The organism is Pseudomonas sp. NPDC089918, from assembly GCF_050280605.1.
Taxonomy (GTDB): Bacteria; Pseudomonadota; Gammaproteobacteria; order Pseudomonadales; family Pseudomonadaceae; genus Aquipseudomonas.
Map to the genome: position 1 here is coordinate 101,317 of NZ_JBNNVP010000002.1, position 25,408 is coordinate 126,724.

A 25,408-nucleotide genomic window follows, 5' to 3' on the forward strand; every position below is an offset into this window, starting at 1 on the left:
GGGTCATCCCCCAGATGACCCGGCCGTTTTTTTTCCAACACCACAAAACCCATTGTGGGAGCGGGCTTGCTCGCGAAAGCGGTATGCCAGCCGCAAAATATTTATCGGATGTACCGGCTTCTTCGCGGGCAAGCCCGCTCCCACAATGATTTGGCGTGTCCTGCAATCGCGATAAAAAGCCACGCCTTGCAACCCAATCATTCTAAAAAAACCACCTTCACCTGTCAGATCTGACAGGTTACGTCTCTCCCCCTTCTTGATAGCGTTAGTCCACCCACGCCCACCGTGCGCATTGGATTAAACCATGGCAGATCAAGACCTCAGCATCACGACGCCGTCCATCGCAAAAAGCGCATCGATCGCCACCATCGGCAAAAGCTGGGTCGCCGTGGGCCCGACCGGGGCGGCAGCCTTCGAACTGCCGATACCGGCTTCCGCAGGGCGGGGTTGGGATCCGCAACTGTCCCTGAGTTACAGCAGCCAGGCGGGTAACGGGCCGTTCGGCATCGGCTGGAACCTGGGGGTCGGCCAGATCAGCCGCCGCACCCACAAAGGTGTGCCGCGCTATACCGATCATGACGAAATCATCGGTGACGACGGCAAAATCTGGGAGCCCGTACGCAACTCAGACAAAACACTCAAGTCCCGCCTCGAAAGTAGCTACAACGGCGTCGACATCGGCCCGCACAGGGTGGTGCGTTATAGGCCACAGGGCGAAAAGGGCTTTGCCCTGCGAGAACGCTGGCAACGGGTGAGCCGGTCAAGAGAGGCGAATCCACCAACATTCTGGCTGGTGCACAACGCCGATGGCTCACTGCACGTGTACGGCAAAACCGCGTCTTCGCGCCGGGCCGATCCCGACGACCCGCTACGCGTGGGCACCTGGCTGCTGTGCGAAAGCATGAACGCCCACGGCGAACATATTTGCTTCGATTACAAAGCCGATGATCAAGACGCCGACCCCGTCCATGACTACCGCGCCCAGCGCTACCTGCATCGGGTGTTCTACGGCAACTTCACGGCCAGCAAGGATTTGTATGCCTGGACGATGGAAAACCCGGCCGATCTGGACTGGCATTTTCATCTGCTGTTCGACTACGGCGAGCGCAGCACGTCGCTGACCGAAAAACCCGTATATGACGGCGACACACTGCAACCCTGGCTGACGCGCGCGGACGCCTTCTCGACCTATGGGCAGGGCTTTGAAACGGGCACGCGCCGACTCTGCCGGCAAGTGTTGATGTTTAACCACTTTCCTGCCGAGGACGAGCTTGGCGACGCGCCAGTGCTGGTTCGGCGCCTGTTGCTGGAATACTCGAAAAGCACACCGGGATGGACCTTCAGCCAGATAACCGCAGCCCACTATCAGGCCTACGGCACCAGCGGTGCCGTGGAAAACAGCCCACCGGTGGAGTTCGACTACTCGCCATTCGAGATCAATCAAACGCCCACACGATGGCTTGAAGCGGACAACATGCCAGGCCTCGAGGATGGCCAGTACTACCAGAGTGTCGACCTGTACGGTGAAGGCGTGCCAGGCGTTCTCTGCCGCTATGACCAGAGCTGGTACTACCGAGAACCGATGCGCGCCCTGTCAGGGCCCGATGACATCGGCTACGGGCCCTGGACCGCGCTGGACAAAATCCCCGTCGCGAACCGCAACCAACCCGTGCATCAGGTACTCACCGACCTGACTGGGGATGGCCGCCTCGACTGGATCAGCGCCCAACCGGGCATGAGCGTTTTCCGTACGCTGAAGGCCGATCGCAACTGGGCAGAATCCATTGCCTTTAATGCATTTCCGCTGGAGTTTTTCAACACCCTTTTCCGCTTGGGTGATTTTTCGGGAGACGGGCTCAATTCCCTGGGGCTGATCGGTCCCCAGTGCGTGCGCCTGTACGCCAATCGTCGCGAGCAAGGGTTTGCCCCGGCCGAAGAAACGCCGCATGAGCCACTGGATGACCGGCTCCCTCTGTTCAGCAATTCCTCCAGTGAGCTGGTGCTGCTGGGCAACCTGCTGGGCAGCGACATGACCGAGCTGTGCCGCATTCGACATGACCAAATCGAATGCTGGCCAAATCTGGGGCACGGCAAATTCGGCCAGGGACGGGTGATCAGCGCCTTGCCGTTCGAGTACGGCGAATTCGATTCCGCACGGGTGCGAATCGCCGATCTCGACGGGTCCGGCGCACCGGCACTGATCTATCTGAAATCCACTGCGTTCGAGATTTACCTGAACCGTGGCGGCAACGGGCTGGAGCAGACGCCGATCGTTGTGCCCTGGCCGCAGGACGTGCGTTACGACCCTTTGTGCCAGGTCACCTTCGCCGACCTGCAAGGCCTGGGCTGTGCCAGCCTGATCCTCACGGTGCCGCACATGAAACCGCAGCATTGGCGCTACGACTTTGTCGCCGCCAAACCGTACCTGCTGACGGCCAGCAACAACAATATGGGCTGCAGCGCCCGGGCGGTCTATCGCAGCTCCGCGCAGGAATGGCTGGACGAAAAGCAAGAACGGCTCGTGGCCAACCCGACAGAGGTCCCTGCGTGCTTTTTACCCTTCCCCGTCCAGGTCGTGCATCAACAGCGCCAGCTGGATGAAGTCACGGGCAATTGCCTGACCCAATCGTTTGCCTATCGCCAAGGTGTTTACGACGGCAAGGAGCGCGAGTTCCGCGGCTTCGGCCAACTGCGACAAACCGACAGCGAGACCGCCACGGGCGACGACGATATTGGCTTCACGGCACCGGTACGGGTGTGCACCTGGTTCCATACCGGGCAGTCCATGGACAGGCCGCGCGATGGCTATTTCGATCGCGACACCGAGGCCTTCCCCTTGGGCGACACGCTGTTCAGCCGTTATCACGCCAATGATGAGTGTGATGAGCCCGTGACGCCCCCCGACGATACCACCCGCTACGAAATCGCCCGGGCGCTGGTTGGCTCGGTCGCCAGAATCGAAACCTATGCCGCTCAGGATGACCCGGCCACGGCGCAGCCTTACTCGGTGCAAGAGCACCGCTACCTGGTTCGCGAAGTACGGCCCCGCGGTGAACTGTATGCCGCGGCGGTGCTGCTGCCCCTGGCACTGGAGACGATCAGCTACCAGTACGACCACTTTATCGACGACCCGCTGTGCCGTCATGACGTGACCCTGCGGTGGAACGCCTACGGCCTGCCCACCCACGCGCTGACCATCAGCTATGCGCGGCGCCGGACCGCAGCGGACGCGCCACCCTTTACCGATCCCGATGAACAGCAGTGGTGGCGGGACGCTCATGACGAGGCTCAGCAGTTCTTTTATCTGAGCGAAACCCGCGCCCGGTTCATCGATCTGGATGAGGATCCGCAGCACTGGCGGCTCGGGTTACCCTGGGAGCAACGCAGCAATGCGCTGGTATTGCCCAAAGGCACACTACCGTCGGGGCTCAACCCAAAGGAAGTGTCGTACAAGACACTGGCAGAGCATCACAACTCGCACGAATGGAACGAGCTAAGGGTGTTGACCGGGCAATCGATACAACGCTACCTCAAGACCGAAGACGGCACTGTATGGCCCGATGACCCGGACAAAGGCTCAGCCGATTTCGAAGCCTTGGCCGGCCCGGTGGAAGTGGCGCAAATGGACAAGACCGCGCTCGATGCTTATGGCGACCTGCCGCCGCCCTTCGACATCCGCAACGAACTGGCCAACATCGGTTATACGCCCATGCCGCTTCTGTTCGAGCCGTCGCTCCCGGCAGACAACGAAGAGAACCTGTGGTCCGCCCACTACGGTTTCGCCGAGTACGACAGCCTCAATGGTTTTTACAACGTGCGTAAATACCATGAGACACCCAGTCACGGCGTGACCAAGGCTCAATACGATCCCTATTGTCTGGCGATCATCAGCGTCGAATTGCCGGACGGTTGCACCACCCGGGTCGAATACGACTATCACGCGCTGCAACCCCTGCGCATCATCGATGCCAACGACAATGTTCAGGAAGCCATTTACGAACCGTCCGGCCAGCCCCTGGCGATCAGTTTTTACGGCACCGAAAATGGCAGTACCGCCGGCTTCGGGCAGCTGAGCGATTACGATCCACCAGAGGATTATCGGCCGGACCCGGCCATCGAGAACCCGGTGGATGCCATACAAGAAGCTGCCAGTACGTTGCGTAAGGATTTGTTCAGCTGGATGGGACAGCCTCCTCCTTTCGCCAGCGAGACCGTCCAATGGCGCGACGCCTGGATCGCAGACGGTTATGTTCTGCCCAGCGGGCACATCCGCGCCAGCGCGCGCCAGCGGTTGCGGCAACGCAGCCCGCTGACGATGGCGGAACAGGCGTTGAGCCGACTCATCGACACGGTTCACCGCGAGCCGGTGCACAGCGTCATCCTCAGCGCCGACCGTTATCCCAGTGACAGGGAACCGGCACAGATTCAAATCGTTAAAGCCTGCGTGGACGGTTTTGGCCGGGCGCTGCAAACCCAGCAACTGGTGGAGCCCGGCATGGCCTACGCGGCGGATGCCGACGGCAAACTGATCATCGAGAATGGTCAATTTCTCGAGGAATTCGCCGACCCGCGCTGGCGCATCAGCGAACGGGTGGACTACAACAACAAAGGTCAGGCCGTGCGGCAGTATCGGCCGTTTTTTGCCAACACCCATCACTACGTCAACGACCAGTCCCTGCGCGAGCTCGGCTATTTCGATCAACTGTTCTATGACGTACCGGGCCGGCCGATCAAGCTGATCAATGCCAAAGGCTATTTTTCCCGCGAGACCTATCATCCCTGGTACCACGTCAGCGAAGACTTCAACGACACCGATCAGACCCTGTCGAGGCCACCGCCGGGCGCATCGTCATGACGACCAGTGTCCATCGGCGCACGCCCCTGCTCACGGTGAGTGACGGCCGTGGCCTACCGGTCCGCCAGGTCGCCTATCTGCGTACGATTGCCAGTGACACGGCAACTGCCCTGGTGACCCGCCAGCATTACGATGCGGCCGGCCGCCTGGCGGCGCAATGGGATCCGCGCTTGTTCGGCAACCCCAAACCCAACCTTGCCCGTGTCTACGGTCTTGCGGGCGAGTCGCTCAGCGTCGACAGTGTGGATGCCGGCTGGCGCCTGAGCCTGCCAGGGCTGGCAGGGGAAGCACTGCACCGTTGGGACGCGCGCGGCAATCACTGGCGCACGACTTACGATAACCAGTTGCGGGTGATGGCTGTGGAGGAAAACGCCCAGCCGGACGTCGAAACCTTCACCTATGCCACAGCCGCGGCCGACGCCGGCCACAACCTGCGCGGGCAGTTGCTCGAACAGGTGGATCCGTCGGGCAGCGTGCGCCTCGACAGCTACGGTCTGAACGGTGAGCCGCTGCGCGAAACCCGTACCTTCCACGACCCCCAGACGTTTGTCAGCCGCCGCAGCTACAGCCCCTTGGGCACCGTGCTCGAGCTGGTTGATGCCGGCGATCATCGGCAGCAATCGCGTTACGACCTCGCCGGGCAGCTCAAACAGGTGCAGTTGCAGCTCAACGGGCAAACGGGCTGGCAACCGGTGTTGCTGGACGCGCAGTACAACGCCGCCGGACAAATCATTGAGCAACATGCGGGTAACGGGGTGATCAGCCGTTGGCGCTACGACTCGGCCGACGGGCGCCTGCTACGGCACTACTCACAGAAAAACCAGGCGCCGGCCTTTCAGGACTTCGAGTATGTCTACGACCCGGCAGGCCACCTCACGCGCCTGCTCGACCATGTTTTCACGCCCCGGCATTTCGCCAACCAGCGCATCGATGGCCACCGCGAGTTCAGCTATGACTCGTTGTATCGACTGCACAGCGCCAGCGGTTACGACGACGGCCCGCCCTCGGACATTCCAGGCCGCCCACAACCCACCGACCCCACCAACCGGCTCAACTATACGCAGACTTACCAGTACGACGACGGCGGCAACCTGATCAAACTCTGCCATGTGCGCGAGGGTGCCAACCATACCCGCGAGATGTTCATCGATCCCGCCAGCAACCGTGGCGTGCGCTGGGTCACGGGCGATCCCGCGCCGGTGTTCGACCGCCTGTTCGACCGTCACGGCAACCTCCAGGCCTTGCAGCCCGGGCAAAACCTGCAGTGGAACGCGCGCGATCAATTGGCATCGGTGACACTGGTCGATCGCGACAATGGCCCCGACGACGTAGAGCATTACCGCTACAGTCAGGGGGTGCGGGTCCACAAGCGCCTGGAAACCCATACCGCCACGATCAGCCATTTTCACGACGTGCGCTACCTGCCAGGACTGGAGATTCGCACCCGGGACAACGGTGAAGAACTGCACCTCATCACCCTCGCCATAGGGTTCGGCAACGTACGATGCCTGCATTGGGTGACCGGTAAACCGCCGGGTATCGACGCCGATCAACTGCGCTACACCCTGGATGACCACTTGGGTTCATGCCTGATGGAGCTGGATCAACAGGCCCGGCTGATCAGCCACGAAGGTTACTACCCGTTCGGCGCCACCGCATGGATGACGGCATCGTCGGCGGTGGAGGCCGATTACAAGACCGTGCGCTATTCGGGCAAGGAAATGGATGTCAGCGGGCTGTACTACTACGGCGCCCGGTACTATGCGCCGTGGCTTCAGCGCTGGGTGAGTGCCGATCCGGCGGGGGATGTGGACGGGCTGAATCTGTATGGGTTTGTGGGAAACAACCCGCTGCGCTATGTGGATCCTGACGGGGCAAACAAAGCAGAAAGCGTGATTTTCAATTACTCGAAATTTATTTCCGTTCTCGGTGGTTATGCCGATCAGACACTCCAGCAACTGGACAACGTCATCCATCAAAAGAACAACCTGCCCGAACTTGGCAAGAACCTGCTGGGCGAGACTATCAATGGGATCATCGGCTATGAGGGCGGAGTTTTTGGTAGTTCACAAGCCAGCACATTCCTTCCGCAATTCTCTCATTACGCCGCCTTTAAACCGCAGACGGCAGTGCCTTTCCTCGAAGGATTAACCGGCGGCAACGCCGGCGGAGACATGGCCGGAGGAATGAACGCTCCCTTTACCAATAACTTGGGCCTGATCCGCCCACTGATACCGCAAACCTCGACCATTTCAGTTGCAGCAATTGATAAAAAATTAGGTCTCGCTAAAGATGAAGGCATTAACTGGCGAGAGCTTCCCGGTAAGGTGCTCAACCCTGATTTTTTAATGAACAGGGTGATCGCCACGGTCGTATCAATCACCGGTGGTGCTCTTGGTATGGGCTCTCGGGTTCAGGAAGCCGAGGACATCAACAACCGGCTCGACCCGGTCAAGATCAATAAAATCGAGACGATGCTCAGCGACTGGAAAGCCGCTACCGAGCAACGTTGGGCGCACGCCGAAGCCGCCTTCAATGCGTTGGGTGCCAACGTTATCGACCCGGCCAACCAGCTCTCTAACGTCAACCACATGACACCCAAAGAAATGCTCGCACCGATTCACCGCTCGGTATTGCAACAGCAAACCAGAACCACCCTTGACTACATAGATCGCGCTCAAAAAGGAATGGCTTACTACAAAGAGATGGGCACCACAGACAATCAGTTTTCATTGCGCCAAGCGCGAACCGCCTCACGAAAGTCCTCTAGACGATGACCGACTCTCGGAGTGCCAACGCGTGAACGATCACTGCATTTGCATACGCCTACCCTGCTTGTCCAAGACCCTCGAACGCTAACGGTGAGGCAAGTGGACTATTTGCGCACGACAACCACTATTGAAAGTCTTGTCACTCGCCAACACCACGACTCCGCCGGACGATTGATCGCACAATGGGATCCGCGCCTGTCCGGCACCGCGCCCAAGGCCAATCTGGCCAAGGTCTACAACCTGACCGGCGGGCCGCTGAAAGTCGACAGCGTCGATGCCGGCTGGCTTGAGCCTGCCGGGGTTGGCGGGCGAAGTGCTGCAGCGTTGAGATCAGCGCGGCCATCACTGGCAGACCCGCTACGACGACCAGTTACGGCCGGTCGCCATCGAAGAACATACGCAACCGGACGTCGAACGCTTCAGCTATGCCGACAGTAACGCGGACCCAGGCTATAACCTGCGCGGCCAACCGATAGAACAGCGCGATATCGCCGGCCCCCTGAGTTTCAGCAACTATGAACGGGCCACGCCCGGCAACATGTTATGGTGCGCGCCCGTATTGCTGACTGTTTTCAACGCCATGCTTGCGACTTCCCGAACGTTACGCCTGACGCTGTACACCCTGCTGATCGTCGCCGGTGCGGTTCTGGCTGCCACCTTTGCCATCCGCCACGCCGAGCGCCAGGCGCTGGAAGAAGACGCCGCCCGCGCCAGTCAGCAATTGGCGTTGTACGCCAACTCCCTGCACACGCTGATTGAACGCTACCGCGCCCTGCCCGCCGTGCTGGCGCTGGACCCGCAATTGCGCGACGCGCTAAACGGTGAAGTGAGCCCCGAAGAGCAGCTTGCATTGAATCGCAAACTGGAAAAAATCAACGGCGCCGCGCAGTCCTCGACCCTGGAACTGCTCGACCGTACCGGCCTCGCCGTGGCCGCCAGCAACTGGCGCCTGCCCAGCAGTTACGTCGGCCACAACTACGGCTTTCGCCCCTACTTCAGTCAGACCCGCACCCAGGGCACCGGGCGCTTTTATGCGGTGGGCGTCACCAGTGGCATTCCCGGTTACTTCCTGTCCAGCGCAGTGACTGGTGACGACGGCGAGTTCCTCGGCGCGATGGTGGTGAAACTCGAATTCCCGGAACTGGAGCGCGAATGGCGTCAGGGCAGCGACACGTTGCTGGTGAGCGATGCGCGCGGGATCATCTTCATCGCCAATCAGCCGGGCTGGCGCTATCGCCTGCTGCGGCCTCTGAGCGCCAGCGATCACACCGAACTCAAGGCCACGCGCCAATACGACAAACAACCGCTGACCCCACTTGAGTATCGTTCGGTGCGGCGCTTCGACGACAACAGTGATTTGACCCGGGTCAATGGCCCCGAGGGGACGGCGGATTACCTCTGGGAATCCCTGCCGCTGGCCACCGAAGGCTGGACGCTGCACTTGCTGCGCCGCCCGCAGGTAGCCTTCGAAGACCTGCGCAACGCCGGGCTCGCGGCCGCCGGGGTGTGGCTGGCCGTGGTGTTTCTGTTGCTGTTCCTCAATCAGCGTTGGCGGCTGGCGAAATTGCGCCAGCGCAGCCGCGAAGAACTCGAACGACTGGTAGAAGAACGCACCCGCGATTTGCGCACCGCCCAGGACGGCTTGGTGCAATCGGCCAAACTCGCGGCACTAGGGCAAATGTCGGCTGCGCTGGCCCATGAAATCAACCAGCCGCTGACTGCCCAGCGCATGCAACTGGCGACCTTGCGCCTGCTGCTCGATCATGGTCGGGTTGAGGACGCTTACAAGGCGCTGAAACCGGTGGACGATATGCTCACCCGCATGGCCGCGCTCACCGGCCACCTGAAGACCTTCGCCCGCAAAAGCCCCAGCGGCCTGCGCGAACGGCTGGACCTGGCGACGGTGGTCGATCAATCCTTGCAGTTGCTGGATACGCGCTTGCGGGACGAAAACGTCAGTCTCGTGCTGCACCTGACGCGCCCGGCCTGGGTGCGTGGCGATGCGATTCGCCTGGAACAGGTGCTGATCAACCTGCTGCGCAACGCCCTGGATGCGATGCACGACAAACCCTGCAAACGTCTGGAAATCCGCCTCGAAGCCGATGAACAATTGTGGCGCCTGACCGTCGCCGATAACGGTGGCGGCATTGCCGAAGAGAATCTGGCACAAGTCTTCGATCCGTTCTTCACCACTAAACCGGTGGGCGATGGCCTGGGTCTGGGGCTGGCCGTATCCTTCGCTATCGTTCACGAAGCGGGCGGACGTTTGAGTGCTGACAATGGCGAAAACGGCGCGGTATTCACCTTGACGTTACCTATTGATCTGGAGATCCCTGCCTGATGCTCAATTCGGTGATGGTGGTCGATGACGAAAGCAGCATCCGCAGTGCTGTCGAGCAATGGCTGAGCCTGTCGGGGTTCGAGGTGCAGCTGTTCAGCCGCGCCGACGAATGCCTGGCGCAACTGCCCAGACATTTCCCCGGGGTGATTCTCAGCGATGTGCGCATGCCCGGCATGACGGGGCTGGAGCTGCTGGCTGAAGTCCAGCGCCGCGATGCCGATTTGCCGGTGATCCTGCTGACCGGTCACGGCGATGTGCCAATGGCCGTCGAAGCCATGCGCGATGGCGCCTACGATTTCCTTGAGAAACCCTTCAGCCCGGAAGCCCTGATGAGCAGTCTGCGTCGGGCGCTGGACAAGCGTCGACTGGTGCTGGAAAACCGAGCGCTGCATGAGCAGGCGGACAATCGCGCCAAACTCGATGCCACCCTGCTGGGGGTGTCCCGTGGCTTGCAGACCCTGCGCCGCCAAGTGCTGGATTTGGCAATGCTGCCGGTCAATGTACTGATCCGTGGCGAAACCGGCAGCGGCAAGGAATTGGTTGCCCGTTGCCTGCACGACTTCGGTCCGCGCGCCGACAAAGCCTTCGTGGCGCTCAACTGCGCAGCGATTCCCGAGCAGTTGTTCGAGGCCGAATTGTTCGGTCATGAGAGCGGCGCGTTCACGGGCGCCCAAGGCAAACGCATCGGCAAGCTCGAATACGCCGACGGCGGCACGCTGTTTCTCGATGAAATCGAAAGCATGCCGCTGGCCCAGCAGGTGAAACTGCTGCGGGTGTTGCAGGAGCAGAAGCTTGAGCGCCTGGGTTCCAACCAGAGCATCCACGTGGACTTGCGGATCATCGCCGCGACCAAACCCGATTTGCTGAATGAAGCCCGGGCCGGGCGTTTTCGCGAAGATCTGGCCTATCGATTGAACGTCGCCGAGTTGCGTCTGCCGCCGTTGCGTGATCGGCGTGAAGACATTCCCCTGTTGTTCGAGTTCTTCGCGCGAAGTGCCGCCGAACGTTTGGGGCGCACCTTTGCGCCCTTGAGCGGGCCGCAACTGAGCCATCTGCTGAGCCACGACTGGCCGGGCAATGTGCGTGAACTGGCGAACGTCGCCGAACGACAAGTGCTGGGCCTCGGCGAACCGGAACCGGCGGGGATCGATCCCGGCCAGTCACTGGCGGCGCAGCAAGAAGCGTTCGAAGCGCATTGCCTGCGCGCGGCACTGACCCGGCACAAGGGTGATGTGAAAGCGGTGCTTGAAGAACTGCAACTGCCGCGCCGTACCTTTAATGAAAAGATGCAGCGGCATGGGTTGACGCGCGAGATGTTTTTGCAGGACAGCTGACTGATCGTTCCCACGCTCCGCGTGGGAATGCAGCCGGGACGCTCTGCGTCCCAAAAGCCGAACGCGGAGCGTCCGTTGAGGCATTCCCACGCGGAGCGTGGGAACGATCAATCGGCGAAAATCCGCTCATACTCACGCACACCTTGAGCGACTATCCGCTCAACAAAACCGCCTACCCCCCTCTAAACCGGCCCTCCTCTCCTTGGCACAGCTCCTGCTATAGCTCCAGCAGGCTGCGTTTTAACGCGCTCCACAAAAACAATTAAACGAGGATCCTTCAATGGATAACTCCAACACCCTGCCCCTTGGGTCGGCTGCCCTGCCGGTCAAAGAAAGAACCACTGCCAGCCGGATCAAATCGATCTTCAGCGGCTCTGTCGGCAACATGGTCGAGTGGTACGACTGGTACGTCTATGCCGCCTTCTCCCTGTACTTCGCCAAAACCTTCTTCCCCGCCGGTTCCTCCACCGCACAGCTGATGAACACCGCTGCGATCTTCGCCGTGGGCTTCCTGATGCGTCCGATCGGTGGCTGGCTGATGGGCCTCTACGCGGACCGCGCCGGTCGTAAACGTGCGTTGATGGCCTCGGTGTATCTGATGTGTTTCGGCTCGCTGCTGATCGCCTTGAGCCCCAATTATGAAACCATCGGTATCGGTGCGCCGATCCTGCTGGTGTTCGCTCGCCTGCTGCAGGGCTTGTCGGTTGGGGGTGAGTACGGCACCTCGGCGACGTATCTCAGCGAGATGGCGACCAAGGAGCGTCGCGGTTTCTATTCCAGCTTCCAGTACGTGACCCTGATCTCCGGCCAACTCATCGCCCTGGCGGTGCTGATTGTGCTGCAACAGACCCTGACCACCGAGCAACTCTACGCCTGGGGCTGGCGCATCCCGTTCGCCATCGGTGCGCTGTGTGCCGTGGTCGCGCTGTACCTGCGTCGTGGCATGGAAGAAACCGAGTCGTTCACCAAGAAAGAGAAGGCCAAGGAAAGCGCGATGCGCACCTTGATGCGCCACCCGAAGGAACTGATGACCGTGGTCGGCCTGACCATGGGCGGCACCCTGGCGTTCTACACCTACACCACCTACATGCAGAAATACCTGGTGAACACCGTCGGCATGAGCATCACCGACTCCACCAGCATCTCGGCAGCCACGCTGTTTCTGTTCATGTGCCTGCAACCGATCGTTGGTGGGCTGTCGGATAAAGTCGGTCGCCGGCCGATTCTGATTGCCTTCGGTATCCTCGGGACGTTGTTCACCGTGCCGATCCTGACCACCCTGCACACTGTCCAGACCTGGTGGGGCGCATTCTTCCTGATCATGGCGGCGCTGATCATCGTCAGCGGCTATACCTCGATCAACGCGGTGGTTAAAGCTGAACTGTTCCCCACCGAGATCCGTGCGCTGGGCGTCGGTTTGCCGTACGCGCTGACCGTGTCGATCTTCGGCGGTACCGCTGAATACATCGCGCTGTGGTTCAAGAGCATCGGCATGGAAACCGGTTACTACTGGTATGTCACGGCGTGCATCGCGGTGTCGTTGCTGGTGTACATCACGATGAAAGACACCCGCAAACATTCGCGGATCGAGACGGACTGAGTCCACTCATACAAAAAGGGGGCAGATCCGGCAACGGTCTGCCCCTTTTCATTTGGCGCCAGCCCCCGTAGAAGCGATCGGCTGCGAGCACAAATACCGGAATCAACACAAAACCCTGTGGGAGCGAGCCTGCTCGCGATGGCGGTGTAACAGTCGAAATCTTTATCGAATGTTAAGCAGTCATCGCGAGCAGGCTCGCTCCCACATTGATCGAAGATCGACTGGAATTATGTCGCAAGCCCTTGCACCATGGCCCTCTCCCGAGATCCCCAGGAATTCACTGTATGCCCGACGATATCCATTTCTACGAACCCGCCAACGGCCACGGCCTGCCGCATGACCCGTTCAACGCCATCGTCGGCCCGCGTCCTATCGGCTGGATTTCCTCCCAGGACGCCAACGGTCGCCTGAACCTGGCGCCCTACAGCTTTTTCAACGCCTTCAACTACATTCCGCCGATCATTGGTTTTTCCAGCGTCGGGCGTAAAGACAGCCTGAACAACATCGAGCAAACCGGCGAATTCGCCTGGAACCTGGCGACCCGGCCGCTGGCCGAGCAGATGAACCAGAGCTGCGCCATGGTCGGGCCGCAGGTCAATGAATTCGAACTGTCCGGGCTGACCACTGCGGCGTCGAAAATCATTCAGGTGCCACGGGTTGCCGAAAGCCCGGTGTCCTTTGAATGCAAAGTCACGCAGATCATTCAGTTGCAGCGCGCCAACAAGGAAGTGGTGCCGAGCTGGCTGATTCTCGGCGAAGTGGTCGCCGTGCATATCGCCAAGTGGCTGTTGAAGGATGGGGTATACGACACCGCCGCGGCAGAACCTATTCTGCGCGGCGGCGGGCCGGCGGATTACTTTCAGCTGGGGCCAGAGGCATTGTTCAAAATGTTCCGCCCGGGGGCGGTCAAGTAATTACCAGAGCAGGTCGGCGTCTTCTTTAACGTCTTTGAGGCGGGTCAGCTCTTTGGCCGCGGCCTCGTCCGCTTCATGAGCGGTCTTGAAAGTCTGGCCTTCCAGCACTTTGTGAAAAGTCGGGGCACCGGAACCGCCGAGGGCTTTGACGGCAATCGCGGCGTGGTAACCGCCCTCGCCCGGTACTACTGCTGAAACGGCTTCGAAGTGTTCAAAGGCTTTGCGTGCCATGTCGCGGATCCTGGCTAATGGAGAATGGCGCCATTAAACCCTCAACCGGCGAGTTTGTGTACCGCTGCCTGGGACTGGCCAAGGGCCTGGGCCGCCGAGACATCCTTGAAGGTATGGAAATCCAGGCTATTGACCACCAGTTCCTGCACCAGCTCGGCAAAAATCTGCATCGCCGGGCTGCCGAAGTAAGCGGTCATGGCCTGTTGGTTGTCCCAGAAACCGGACACCAGCCACAGCTCGGGATCGCATTGCGAGTGCTGCAGGGCAAAGCTCAGGCACCCCGGCGCGTTGCGCGACGGCTCGATCAGGGCGCTCAGGCGCGCACCGAGTTCTGCCGAACGCCCGGCGCGGGCGCGGACGAAGGCCATATGACTGACGGGGATTTGCGTAGACATGTTCAACCCTCCCAGGTCATCCAGTGGCAGCCGGGGACGGGCTGCGACAGGATCCAAGATTAGGCGGCGTGTCGCAGTCGCCGTTAGTCGATTCCTGCCGACGCATTGCACAATCCTGCGAGACTTGGCTCAACACCTGTAACAACCGGTAAAACCCGTCACATCACTGTCACACGAGCTTTGTGTAGGCGCTGCCGAAGGCTGCGATCTTTTGACTTCTGTTTTCAAGGTCTAGAGATCGCAGCCTTCGGCAGCGCCTACAGGGGGAGGTTTGCGTCAGCCGTTGCCCATCTGCGTCACGTCATGACGGGGCGGCACACGAAGCCCCGTGCAGAATCAGGCAAGTTTTTGGCAGGATGTGGCTACCGCTGTCCCTTGCACAAATTTAAGCTCAGCCCATTACCAACGCGTCACCGAGGATGCCCAGCATGTCGTCGCTCGATCATTTTCAAGCCCCGCTTGCCGCCGACATGGAAAAACAGCGCGCGGAACTGGCCGCCCTCATCCGTCGTAACACGATGGAGGATGGCACTTATGCCACCGCCGTCGGTTCGCTGTTCATGTCGCGCCACAGTCAAAACCATGACTTCGCCCCAGTGCTGGCGCAACCGGCCCTGTGCATCATGGCCCAGGGGCGCAAGGAAGTGCGGCTGGCGGATGAATACTTCAATTACGACCCGCTGAATTACCTGGTGGTCTCGGTCTCGATGCCGTTGAGCGGGCGAGTTGTGAATGTCTCGCCCGAGGAACCGATCCTCGCCGTGCGGCTGGACATCGACCCGGCAGAAATCACCGCGCTGATTGCCGACGCCGGCCCCATCGGCGTTCCCACACGGCCTACTGGCCGCGGCCTGTATGTCGAGCAGATCGACACGGCAATGCTCGATGCCGTGCTGCGTCTGGCACGTTTGCTGGACACACCCAAAGACATCGCCATGCTGGCGCCGCTGATTCGCCGGGAAATTCTGTATCGGCTGTTGCGCAGCCAGCAGGGGCATCGGCTGTACGAGATTGCCATCGCCAACAGCCAGAGCCATCGCATCAGCCAGGCGATCAAATGGCTCAACGGCAATTATGAGCAACCGTTGCGCATTGATGATCTGGCGCGGGAAGTGAACCTGAGCGTGTCGACATTGCATCACCGGTTCAAGGCGATGACGGCGATGAGTCCGCTGCAATATCAGAAGCAGTTGCGCCTGCAGGAGGCGCGGCGGTTGATGCTGGCCGAAGGGCTGGAAGCTTCGGCGGCGGGTTATCGGGTGGGCTATGAAAGCCCTTCGCAGTTCAGCCGGGAATACAGCCGATTGTTTGGCGCGCCGCCGCTGCGGGATTTGGCGCGGTTGCGGTTGTCGGTTTGAGCAGATTTTTGTGTTGTTTGTGCCGGCCTCATCGCGAGCAGGCTCGCTCCCACAGTGGATCTGTGGTGTTCACAAATCCAGTGTTCACAGGAGATCCAATGTGGGAGCGAGCCTGCTCGCGATGGGGCCAGTAAGTCAGGCGCTCAACACGCGGCACGCCTCAGCTGGCAATGTCACCGACACCGGATTGCCAATGCTCAACCCAACCCCCTGACACGGCGTGCTCAACGCGGTAAACGACACCCCGGAACACTCAACGGTGGTTTCAATCGTCGCGCCGATATCGCGCACAAACGTCACCTTCCCGAGCAAGCGATTGCCCGCCGTGGCCTGGGGTTGCGACAGTTGCAGGTCTTCCGGGCGAATCAGCATCTTCACCTTCTCCCCCACCACAATGCTGCTGCAGATTGGCACTTGCAGCGCATCGCCACCGGGCAAGCTGACTTTGCCGTTGCCCAGCGCCGTGGCCGGGAAAATGTTCCCCGAACCAATAAAGTCCGCGACGAATTCATTGGCCGGATGCCGGTAGATTTCAATCGGCGAGCCCACCTGTTGCACGCGATGTTCCCCCAGCACCACCACGATATCGGCCATGGTCATGGCTTCGCGCTGGTCGTGGGTGACCATGATGGTGGTGATGTTCAAACGCTGTTGCAGCTGACGGATTTCCACCTGCATCGACTCACGCAGCTTGGCGTCCAGCGCCGACAGCGGTTCATCGAGCAGGAGGATTTTCGGCCGCGAAGCAATCGCCCGGGCAATCGCCACGCGCTGACGCTGACCGCCGGAGAGTTTCGCCACCGGGCGATCAATCATTTCCTGCAACTGAATCAGCTCCAGCAACTCCACCACCCGCGCCTGTTGATCAGCCTTGCTGACCCCGCGCAGTTTCAACGGATAGGCAATGTTCTCCCCCACTGTCATGTGCGGGAACAGCGCCAGCGATTGAAACACCATGCCGAAATTACGCTGATGCGCCGGCGTATGGCCGATGTCTTCACCGTCCAGGCGAATCTCGCCACCAGTCAGGGTTTCCAGCCCGGCGATCATCCGCAGCAAGGTGGTTTTACCGCAGCCCGAAGGGCCGAGGAAACACACCAGTTTGCCCTCGGGCAAATGCAGGTTCACATCCTTTACCGCGCAGGCCGAGCCGTAATGTTTCTCGACGTTTTCCAGAATCAGACCAGTCATGTTGCACCTCAAGAATAAGGTTCTGGCTGGAGGTCGCCGAGCGAAGATCAGGCAAGGCAAAAGTCTGCGAAGAAGCGGAGTTGACTTTAGTCAATGAGCATTCTGAGCGGACTTTTAACGCAGCATGATCGAGCGCAGGCACCTCCAGGCAGAAGCTAGAACGAAACGCCACCTTCACCGACTAGCTTCTCCAACGCCCAGATCAGGACGAAGTCGATCAGCACGATCAGCACGGCAAACGAGAAAACGGTAGGGTCGAGCGAAGACACGGTGCGGCTGTACATCCAGATAGGCACAGTCATGACGTCGATGGTGTAGAGGAAATAGGTCACGGTGAATTCGTTGAACGAGACGATGAACGCCAGCAGCATGCCCGCCAGAATCCCCGACTTCATCAGCGGCACCACCACATCGACAATCGCCCGCAGCGGTGAAGCGCCGAGCATCTGCGCGGCCTCTTCGACTTCGCTGCCGATGGAGAGCATCGCCGCGGTGCAGTTTTTCACCACGAACGGCAGCGCCAGAATCACGTGGGCAATCACCAGCCGCGAGGTGGTGATGTGAAACGGCAGGCTGTCGAACACCAGCAGCAAGGCCAGGCCCAACACCACCATCGGGAACACCAGTGGCAGCGACATCAATTGCAGCGCCACGGCCTTGCCGCGGAACTCGCAACGGGTCAGGGCATAGGCTGCCGGCACCGCGATAATCGTGGCGAAAATCATGGTCAGGCAGGCCACCATCAGGCTGGTGGTCATGGCTTTGCCGAGGCTCAGCACATCGCTGGCGTCCGGCGACACGAAGGTGTTCCAGGCGGCTTTGTACCATTGCAGGCTGTAGCTGCTGGGCGGGAAGTCGAGGTTCGATGCACCGCTGAACGACATGACGATCATGGTCAGGATCGGCAGCACCGCCAGCAGCAAAATGAAGCCCGACAGAATGCCGGCGAACTTGCCGGTATCGCCCGGCAGCAGTGAATGGCGCTTCTTGATCAGGGTGCTCATTGGGAAGCCTCCAACATGCGCCGACGACGGCCAGTGATGTATTCGGACAAGGTCATGATCGCCAAGGTGGTGACGATCAGCACCACACCGGCAGCGGACGCGGCGGGCCAGTTCATCAGCGGGGCGATCTGGTCATGCACCATCACCGCCAGCATCGGCACGCGCCGACCACCAAGCAGCAACGGCACCACGAAGCTACTGGCGTTGTAGGCAAACACCAGCGTCGCGCCGGTGATGATCCCCGGCAAACTCATCGGCAACACCACCTGGCGAAACACCTGCAAGCGACTGGCGCCGAGGGTGGCGGCAGCTTCTTCGTAAGTGCGGGCGACGCCGCGCATGGCGCTGGCAATCGGCAGCACGGCCAACGGGAACGCGGTTTGCACCAGGCCCATCAACACGCCGTTCTGGTTGTACAGCAGCATGATCGGCCGCTTGATCAGGCCCAGGCCCATCAGCGCCTGATTGAGCATGCCGCCGGGGCCGAGAATCACCAGCCAGCCGTAGCTTTGCAGCAGCAGGTTGACCAGCAATGGCAGCAGCACCGCGGCGAGGAAGATCCGCCGCACAAACGGTGAGGTCAGTCGCGACATGGTGTAGGCCACCGGGATCGCCAGCAACACCGCAATCACCGCGCTGATCAGCGCCAGGCGCAACGTCAGCAGCAACGATTTGAGGTAATAGGGTTCCAGCAATTGGGCGTAACTGGCCAGGCTGAAGCCGGACCACTCCGCACCTTTGGTGCCGACGCTCATGCGCAGCACCAAGAGGCTGGCGGCAATCAGCACGCCGAGAAACAGCATCGACGGCGAGAGGAAAAGCCAGGCGCGCGCCGTCGGTGAGACACCCCGGTTGACGCGCACGGGTGCGGCGCTTACCGGATGGGTCAGAGGTTGGTGTTCCATAGCAAGGGTCTCGTCAATGGAAAGCAGCTGAGCGAACACAGGCCTCGAAATCACATTGGCCCCCTGTGGGAGCGAGCCTGCTCGCGATAGCGATTTGTCAGTCGACATCAATGCTGAATGTCAGTCCGCAATCGCGAGCAGGCTCGCTCCCATAGGGGATCTATAGAGTTTTCAGAACTTGTGTTCGCCACTCGATCAGGAAGAAAAGATTTCCGTGTAACGACGAATCCATTGGTCATGCACGGTGGCCAGGAAGGCGTTGTCGTGCATGATCGCCTTCTCGGCAATCTGCTCCGGCGTGAGGATGTACGGGCTCTTGCGCGCTTCGGCGGAGATGATCGCCTTGGCGTTGACCGGGCCGTTGTAGATGTCTTCGGCCATCTTGCCCTGCACCAGCGGGTCCAGAGAGTGGTTGATGAAGGCGTAGGCCAGGTCGGTATCGCCCGGACGATTCTTCGGCATCACCGACAGCATCAGGTCGGTGTAGAAGCCTTCCTTCATGTCAAACGTAGCGCCCAGACCGTAGGCCGGATCGCGAATCTGTTTCGGGAAGAACGCCGGCGCGTACAAGCCGCCCATGTCCAGGGAACCGGTGCGGAACAGTTCTGCGATCTGGTTCGGGTTTTCGCCCAGGGTCACGACGCGATCTTTCAGCTCGGCGAGTTTCTTGAAGCCTGGCTCGATGTTGTGTTCGTCACCACCGGCCAGTTTGGCGGCGATGATGATCAGGTCCATGGCCTCGGTCCAGTTCGGCGGCGGCAGGAAGATGTTCGGTGACAGCTCCGCGTCCCACAGGGCGGCGTAGCTGTCCGGCGCTTCTTTGATGGTGCGGGTGCTGTAGACCAGGCTGTTGCACCACAGCAGGTAACCGATGCCGTGACCGTTGGCGCCAGTACGGTATTTCTCCGGCACGTCGATCAGGTTAGGGATACGGTTGAGATCGGGTTTTTCCAGCAGGTTGGCGGCGGCCAGACCTTCGGCGCCGACGCCGGCCAGGGTGATGATGTCGTACTGCGGACGATCACCGCCGGCCTTGAGTTTGGCGACCATTTCCGAGGTACTGCCGGTGCGGTCAGCAATGACCTTGCAGCCGTACTTGGCTTCGAAGGTTGCCGCGATGTTGCGCAGTGCCGCAAGGCCGGTGTCATCGGACCAGGTCAGCAAGCGCAGGGTCTTGCCCTGGAAACGTGTGTCGCTGGCATTGGCCTTGATGAACGGCATGCTCATGGCCGCCGCAGCCACGGACGCCACGCCCACGGTTTTGATGAATTGACGTCTGTTCAGATCGTGCTCGCCCATGAAGGACTCCCTTTGTTTTTTTAAGTATGAGGTTGGTCGCAACCGTTGCATCCGCGCGGCCAGATCGGCTTACAGTCCCCGGTTTCAAAGGACTTGAGCTGCACCGGCGGGTTCATCCTGAGGTCGTGCAAAACACCTGACTATCGATAAAAACTCATTGAAGCCATGACGCTGGCGCATGCCTCATCACGAGGCATGCGCTCACCTTTTTCGTGCTGTCAGACGGCCCGAATCACGTGTTTTATTTCCTGGAAAGCCTGCAAGCCCCACGGCCCCAATTCGCGGCCGATGCTGCTCTGTTTGTAGCCACCCCAGGCGGTCTGCGGGAAGATCACCTGCGGCGCGTTGATCCACACAAGCCCCGCCTGCAAAGCGTTAGCAACCCGATCCGCAGCCTCGCTGTCACGAGTGACCACGCTGGCCACCAGGCCAAACTGGCTGTCGTTGGCCAGGGCAATGGCCTCGGCTTCAGAGGTGAAACTGCGCACGCAAATCACCGGGCCGAAAATCTCTTCGCACCACAGCGCACTGTCGAGGGGCACGTCGATGAAAAGGGTCGGCTGCAAAAAATAGCCGCGAGGCAGGTCCGCCGGGCGATTACCGCCGCAGATCAGCTTTGCGCCAGCGCTCAAACCGCGATCGATGTGGCCCAGCACCCGTTGGTATTGCGCCTGATTGACCAGTGCGCCCATTTCCACGTTCGGGTCGAACGGGTCGGCCACGCGAATGGCTTCGGCGCGCACCTTCAATCGCGCTACAAATTCTTCCGCCAGCTCATCGGCAACCAGGACGCGGCTGGTGGCGGAACACATTTGCCCGGCGTTGAAGAAACCACCGCCACAGGCCACTTCCACGGCCAGCTCAATGTCGGCATCGGCGAGTACCAGCAGCGAAGATTTGCCGCCCAATTCCAGGCTCACACCCTTCACGGTTTCTGCCGCTCGCTGCATCACCTGCACGCCCACCGCGTTACTGCCGGTGAAGGAAATCTTGGCGATGCGCGGATCAGCCGACAGCGGTGCGCCAACCGCCAGGCCGGTGCCGCAGACCAGATTGAATACACCGTTTGGCAGACCGGCTTCGGCAATGATCGTCGCCAGCTCCAGCTCCGGCAGCGGCGTCACTTCCGACGGTTTAAGCACCACGCAGCAACCGGCGGCCAGGGCCGGGGCGAGTTTCCAGGCGGTGGTGACCATCGGGAAATTCCACGGCACGATCAGCCCCACCACACCGCACGGTTCGCGGCGCAAACGGGCGCTGAAATCATCGCTCGGCAACGCCACGGCGCTGTCTTGCTTCGCGTCCAGGCCTTCGGCCAGCTCGGCGTAATACTCGAAGGTGGCAATCACGTCGTCGACGTCGATGGCCGCTTCGAACAGCGGTTTGCCGTTGTTGCTCGACTGCAATTTCATCAACTGCTCGCGACCGGCCTGCACGCCCGCGGCGATTCTGCGCAGGATCGCCCCGCGCTCGGTGCCGGTGGTTTTTGACCACTCTTTGAAAGCGTTGGTCGCCGCCGTGACAGCCTGATCGACAGCCTGTGCATCGCCACCATTAACGGTGGTCAACAGGGCTTCGGTCGCCGGGTTGATCACGCGCAAGTGTTCGTGGCCGGCGGCCCATTGGCCGTTGATGTACAGGCCATCCAAAGTAGTTGGAAAACTCATTGCGACACCGCCTTCATCCACTGGGTCTGGTCGATTTCAATCAGGGTCGGGCCCTGGCGATCGGTGGCAAGGCGCAATGCATCACGCAATCCGTCAACACTGCTGACCGCCTCGGCCGCACAGCCAAGGGCCTTGGCCACTCCGATGAAATCGGGGGTGTAGATATCCACGCCCACCGGTTCGATGGCGCGGTTGACCATGTATTTCTTGATCTCTTCGTAGCCCTGGTTATTCCACAGCAGGACGATCACCGGGGTACGTGCTTCTACCGCACTGGCCAATTCCGGCAGGGTGAATTGCAGGCCACCGTCGCCGATCAGGCACACCACCGGAGGGCGTGCGCCGCCTTCGATGCGGCCACCGAGCCAGGCGCCAATCGCCGCCGGCAAGGCGTAACCGAGGGTGCCGTAACCGGTGGACGAGTTGAACCAGCGGCGCGGGCGCTCCGGGTTGAAGGTCAGGTTGCCGGTGTACACCGGTTGGGTCGAATCGCCGACGAATACCGCGTTCGGCAATTCATGCAAAACGGTTTCCAGGAAGCGAGTCTGAGCCAGCGTCGGGGCGTCCCAGGATGCGGCCAACTCATCGCGCAAATGCGCGGCACGCACCTGGCCCCAATCGTTGCGACGCTCGGCCAGTGACTTGTGGGACAGCGCACTCAGCAAGGCCTGAGCGGCGTTGCGCGAGTCGGCCACCAACGCGACTTTTGGCGGGTAATTACGCACGGTCTGGTCAGGGTCGATGTCCACGCGCAGCAGCACGCCAGGAATTTCGAAGCCACCAGCGAAGGTGACGTCGTAATCGGTTTCGGCCAGTTCAGTGCCGATGGCCAGCACCACGTCGGCCTCGGCGACCAGCGCGCGAGTGGCTACCAGGCTTTGGGTCGAACCGATCAGCAGCGGGTGGCGGGATTCGAGCATGCCCTTGGCATTGATGGTCAGGGCCACTGGCGCGTCCAGCAGTTCGGCCAGTTCAGTCAGCTCGGCTGCGGCATCGATGGCGCCGCCACCGGCGAGAATCAACGGGCGCTTGGCACCGGCCAGCAAGTCGGTCATGCGGCTGATCGCGCTGGGCGAAGCACCGGCACGGTCGATGTTCACCGGCACGCTGGCGAGCAAGTCATCGGCCTCTTCGACCAACACGTCCAACGGGATTTCGATGTGCACCGGACGCGGACGGCCAGCCTGGAACAGCGCGAAGGCGCGGGCCAACACGCCCGGCAATTCAGCTGCCGACATCAAGGTGTGAGAGAACGCTGCCACGCCGCCGACCAGTGCGCTTTGGTTCGGCAGTTCATGCAACTTGCCGCGACCGCCGCCCAATTGGCTGCGCGATTGCACGCTGGAAATCACCAACATCGGGATCGAGTCGGCGTAAGCCTGGCCCATGGCGGTGGTGATGTTGGTCATGCCAGGGCCGGTGATGATGAAGCACACGCCCGGTTTGCCGCTGGTGCGAGCGTAACCGTCGGCCATGAAACCGGCGCCCTGTTCGTGACGCGGAGTGACGTGGTTGATGCTCGAACGGGCCAGCCCGCGATACAGCTCCACGGTGTGCACCCCGGGAATGCCGAACACCTGCTCGACCCCGTAGTCTTCGAGTAACTTGACCAATACTTCGCCGCACGTCGCCATGTCTTTGCCCTTTTTGTTCGTTTGAGACGCCGGGCCTGCGCAGTGTTTATGATGGGTTGGCAGGTCCAGGGATGGCCTCATTGGAACGGGCGACACGTAGCCGCAACAATGGATAAAAAGTCATACTAGCCATGTCCTCACGTCATACCTTGGATCCCAATGAAACGATTGCCTCCCCTGCCGGCGTTGCACACTTTTCTGATCACCGCGCAGTGCTGCAACTTCACCCGGGCCGCCGAACAACTGCACATCACCCAAGGCGCGGTGAGCCGGCAGATCGCCGGGCTGGAAGATCATCTGGGTTATGAGTTGTTCATTCGCCAGGCGCGGGGCTTGAGCCTGACCGCCGAAGGACGGGAGTGGCTGCCACGGGTGCAGCAGATTTTCGGCCTGATCGACGAGGCGGTGGAGCAGATCGGCGAGAAGCGCGAAACCCTGCAACTCAAGGCCCCGACCTGTGTGATGCGCTGGCTGTTGCCACGCCTGTTGCAGTGGCAAAAGGAACGCCCGGATGTGCCGGTGGAATTGACCACCACGGTCAAACACGGGGTGGATTTTCATCGCGAGCAGTTCGACGCGGCGGTGATGTACGGCCCGCCGCCAGACAGCTCACTGGCCTCCCAGCATCTGTTCGATGAACAACTGACGCCGGTGTGTTCCCGACCGATGCTTGAAGGGCCGATGGCCTTGCAGACACCGGCCGATCTACAACAGCACTTGCTGCTGCACCCCACCCGCGATGAACGGGACTGGAACGCCTGGCTGAAGGCTGCGGATATTCGGCTGAGCAATGTCGGCAAAGGGCAGCATTTCGAAACCCTGGACCTGGCGATGTCGATGGCGTCCCAAGGGACAGGTGTAGCGATTGGCGATTGGTCGTTGATCGGCGATGACCTGAGTGCCGGACGGCTGGTCATGCCTTTTGATTTGAAGGTGAAAACCGGGTTGGCGTATTACCTGGTGTTCCCGGAAAAACCTGCACCTTCGCCGAAATTGCGCGAATTGATGGGGTGGTTGGTGGAGCAGGCTCAAAGCCGCTAAGAGATGCTCATAGATCGTTCCCACGCTCCGCGTGGGAATGCAGCCCGGGACGCTCCGCGTCCCTTCCAAAGCCGAACGCGGAGCGTCCGTTGAGGCATTCCCACGCAGAGCGTGGGAACGATCAGACGATCAATACCCGACAGTAAACCGCTGGCGGGAATGCTTCGGCGTTTGCACTTCATCAAGCAATGCAATGGCGAAGTCTGCAAAGGTAATCCAGCTGCGGCCCTCTGCACTCACCAGCAAGTCATCCTTGCCGATTCGAAACGTACCCGTGCGCTCGCCTTCGACAAACTCTGCTGACGGCGACAGGAAGGTCCAGTCCAGGTCCTGTTCCTGACGCAAGGTATTCAGGAACGCGGCACCGGCGCTGGCCTCGGCCTTGTATTCCTCCGGGAAGCCTTCGCTGTCGATCACCCGCGACCCGTCCGGCAGCAACAACGAACCGGCACCGCCCACCACCAGCAGACGCTTGACCCCGGCCTTCTTCACCGGCTCGATGACCGCGCTGGCGGGGATGGTGGAGAAGTGCGCAGCGCTGATCACCGCATCATGCCCGGCCACAGCGGCTTGCAATGCAGCAGCATCGAGCACGTCCACGTTTTTGCTCACGACGCCGGCACGCGGGGCGATTTTCGAGGTGTCGCGGGCGATGGCGGTGACGCTGTGACCGCGACGCAGGGCTTCTTCCAACAATTGGCTACCGGCACGACCGGTGGCACCGATGATTGCGATGTTGCTCATGACGTTTCTCCAGTTGGTTTGGGTGAATCTGTTGATCGTTCCCACGCTCTGCGTGGGAATGCCTCAACGGACGCTCCGCGTTCGGCTTTTGATGGGACGCGGAGCGTCCCGGGCTGCGTTCCCA

Annotated in this window: 18 protein-coding genes; 9 read left to right on the forward strand and 9 right to left on the reverse strand. The window is 60.7% G+C overall.

Going from position 1 to position 25,408, the window contains the following annotated elements; translation table 11 throughout:
• Window positions 1-304 precede the first annotated feature (304 nt).
• The 7 genes from ACQKPC_RS01975 (at window position 305) to ACQKPC_RS02005 (ending at window position 13,815) form a co-directional block, all read left to right on the forward strand.
• A complete protein-coding gene (locus ACQKPC_RS01975; RefSeq protein WP_427622928.1) occupies window positions 305-4,855 on the forward strand; it encodes a SpvB/TcaC N-terminal domain-containing protein in 4,551 nt (1,516 codons plus the stop codon).
• Window positions 4,852-7,632: an RHS repeat-associated core domain-containing protein gene (locus tag ACQKPC_RS01980; protein WP_427622929.1), complete on the forward strand. Its 2,781-nt coding sequence runs from the start codon at window positions 4,852-4,854 to the stop codon at window positions 7,630-7,632. The genes ACQKPC_RS01975 and ACQKPC_RS01980 overlap by 4 nt, the downstream gene beginning before the upstream one ends.
• 93 nt (window positions 7,633-7,725) lie before the next feature.
• Window positions 7,726-8,064, forward strand: coding sequence for a hypothetical protein (locus ACQKPC_RS01985; protein WP_427622930.1), 339 nt, complete (start codon window positions 7,726-7,728; stop codon window positions 8,062-8,064).
• Window positions 8,065-8,206: 142 nt separating this feature from the next.
• Entirely contained in the window at window positions 8,207-9,967 is a 1,761-nt protein-coding gene (locus tag ACQKPC_RS01990) for a sensor histidine kinase (protein ID WP_427623018.1), read from the forward strand.
• Window positions 9,967-11,301, forward strand: coding sequence for a sigma-54-dependent transcriptional regulator (locus tag ACQKPC_RS01995; protein WP_427622931.1), 1,335 nt, complete (start codon window positions 9,967-9,969; stop codon window positions 11,299-11,301). Before ACQKPC_RS01990 ends, ACQKPC_RS01995 begins: the two co-directional genes overlap by 1 nt.
• Window positions 11,302-11,581: 280 nt before the next feature.
• Complete coding sequence (locus tag ACQKPC_RS02000; protein WP_427622932.1) at window positions 11,582-12,901, forward strand: MFS transporter; 1,320 nt, start codon at window positions 11,582-11,584, stop codon at window positions 12,899-12,901.
• A gap of 284 nt (window positions 12,902-13,185) precedes the next feature.
• Complete coding sequence (locus ACQKPC_RS02005; RefSeq protein ID WP_427622933.1) at window positions 13,186-13,815, forward strand: flavin reductase family protein; 630 nt, start codon at window positions 13,186-13,188, stop codon at window positions 13,813-13,815.
• Here the strand turns inward: ACQKPC_RS02005 and ACQKPC_RS02010 are convergent, their stop codons facing one another.
• Together ACQKPC_RS02010 and ACQKPC_RS02015 are read right to left on the reverse strand one after the other, a co-directional pair.
• Window positions 13,816-14,046, reverse strand: a complete 231-nt coding sequence (locus tag ACQKPC_RS02010; protein ID WP_008010028.1) for a hypothetical protein — start codon at window positions 14,044-14,046, stop codon at window positions 13,816-13,818.
• A gap of 41 nt (window positions 14,047-14,087) precedes the next feature.
• The gene (locus tag ACQKPC_RS02015; protein ID WP_030128152.1) at window positions 14,088-14,441 is read right to left on the reverse strand and encodes a putative quinol monooxygenase; all 354 of its coding nucleotides are present in this window, start codon (window positions 14,439-14,441) and stop codon (window positions 14,088-14,090) included.
• Window positions 14,442-14,869: 428 nt separating this feature from the next.
• On the opposite strand from ACQKPC_RS02015, the gene ACQKPC_RS02020 reads away from it, so the two are divergent.
• Complete coding sequence (locus tag ACQKPC_RS02020; RefSeq protein ID WP_063341346.1) at window positions 14,870-15,799, forward strand: AraC family transcriptional regulator; 930 nt, start codon at window positions 14,870-14,872, stop codon at window positions 15,797-15,799.
• A gap of 135 nt (window positions 15,800-15,934) precedes the next feature.
• Here the strand turns inward: ACQKPC_RS02020 and ACQKPC_RS02025 are convergent, their stop codons facing one another.
• From ACQKPC_RS02025 to ACQKPC_RS02050, 6 genes are all read right to left on the reverse strand, one after another.
• Window positions 15,935-16,990, reverse strand: a complete 1,056-nt coding sequence (locus ACQKPC_RS02025; RefSeq protein WP_008069588.1) for an ABC transporter ATP-binding protein — start codon at window positions 16,988-16,990, stop codon at window positions 15,935-15,937.
• 155 nt (window positions 16,991-17,145) lie between these two features.
• Window positions 17,146-17,994 (reverse strand): ABC transporter permease, encoded by an 849-nt coding sequence (locus ACQKPC_RS02030; protein WP_427622934.1) that lies wholly within the window; start codon window positions 17,992-17,994, stop codon window positions 17,146-17,148.
• Window positions 17,991-18,899, reverse strand: a complete 909-nt coding sequence (locus ACQKPC_RS02035; protein ID WP_008069586.1) for an ABC transporter permease — start codon at window positions 18,897-18,899, stop codon at window positions 17,991-17,993. Before ACQKPC_RS02035 ends, ACQKPC_RS02030 begins: the two co-directional genes overlap by 4 nt.
• A 195-nt stretch (window positions 18,900-19,094) precedes the next feature.
• Complete coding sequence (locus ACQKPC_RS02040; RefSeq protein ID WP_427622935.1) at window positions 19,095-20,198, reverse strand: ABC transporter substrate-binding protein; 1,104 nt, start codon at window positions 20,196-20,198, stop codon at window positions 19,095-19,097.
• Between the two features lie 218 nt (window positions 20,199-20,416).
• Window positions 20,417-21,865, reverse strand: a complete 1,449-nt coding sequence (locus ACQKPC_RS02045; RefSeq protein ID WP_427622936.1) for an aldehyde dehydrogenase family protein — start codon at window positions 21,863-21,865, stop codon at window positions 20,417-20,419.
• Entirely contained in the window at window positions 21,862-23,499 is a 1,638-nt protein-coding gene (locus ACQKPC_RS02050; protein WP_427622937.1) for a 5-guanidino-2-oxopentanoate decarboxylase, read from the reverse strand. The genes ACQKPC_RS02045 and ACQKPC_RS02050 overlap by 4 nt, the downstream gene beginning before the upstream one ends.
• A 159-nt stretch (window positions 23,500-23,658) precedes the next feature.
• Between ACQKPC_RS02050 and ACQKPC_RS02055 the strand changes: the two genes are divergently transcribed.
• Window positions 23,659-24,540: a LysR substrate-binding domain-containing protein gene (locus tag ACQKPC_RS02055; protein WP_008010011.1), complete on the forward strand. Its 882-nt coding sequence runs from the start codon at window positions 23,659-23,661 to the stop codon at window positions 24,538-24,540.
• Window positions 24,541-24,669: 129 nt separating this feature from the next.
• Here the strand turns inward: ACQKPC_RS02055 and ACQKPC_RS02060 are convergent, their stop codons facing one another.
• Window positions 24,670-25,284 carry an NAD(P)-dependent oxidoreductase gene (locus ACQKPC_RS02060; RefSeq protein WP_427622938.1) on the reverse strand — a complete coding sequence of 205 codons (615 nt, stop codon included), beginning with the start codon at window positions 25,282-25,284 and terminating at the stop codon, window positions 24,670-24,672.
• Window positions 25,285-25,408 lie beyond the last annotated feature (124 nt).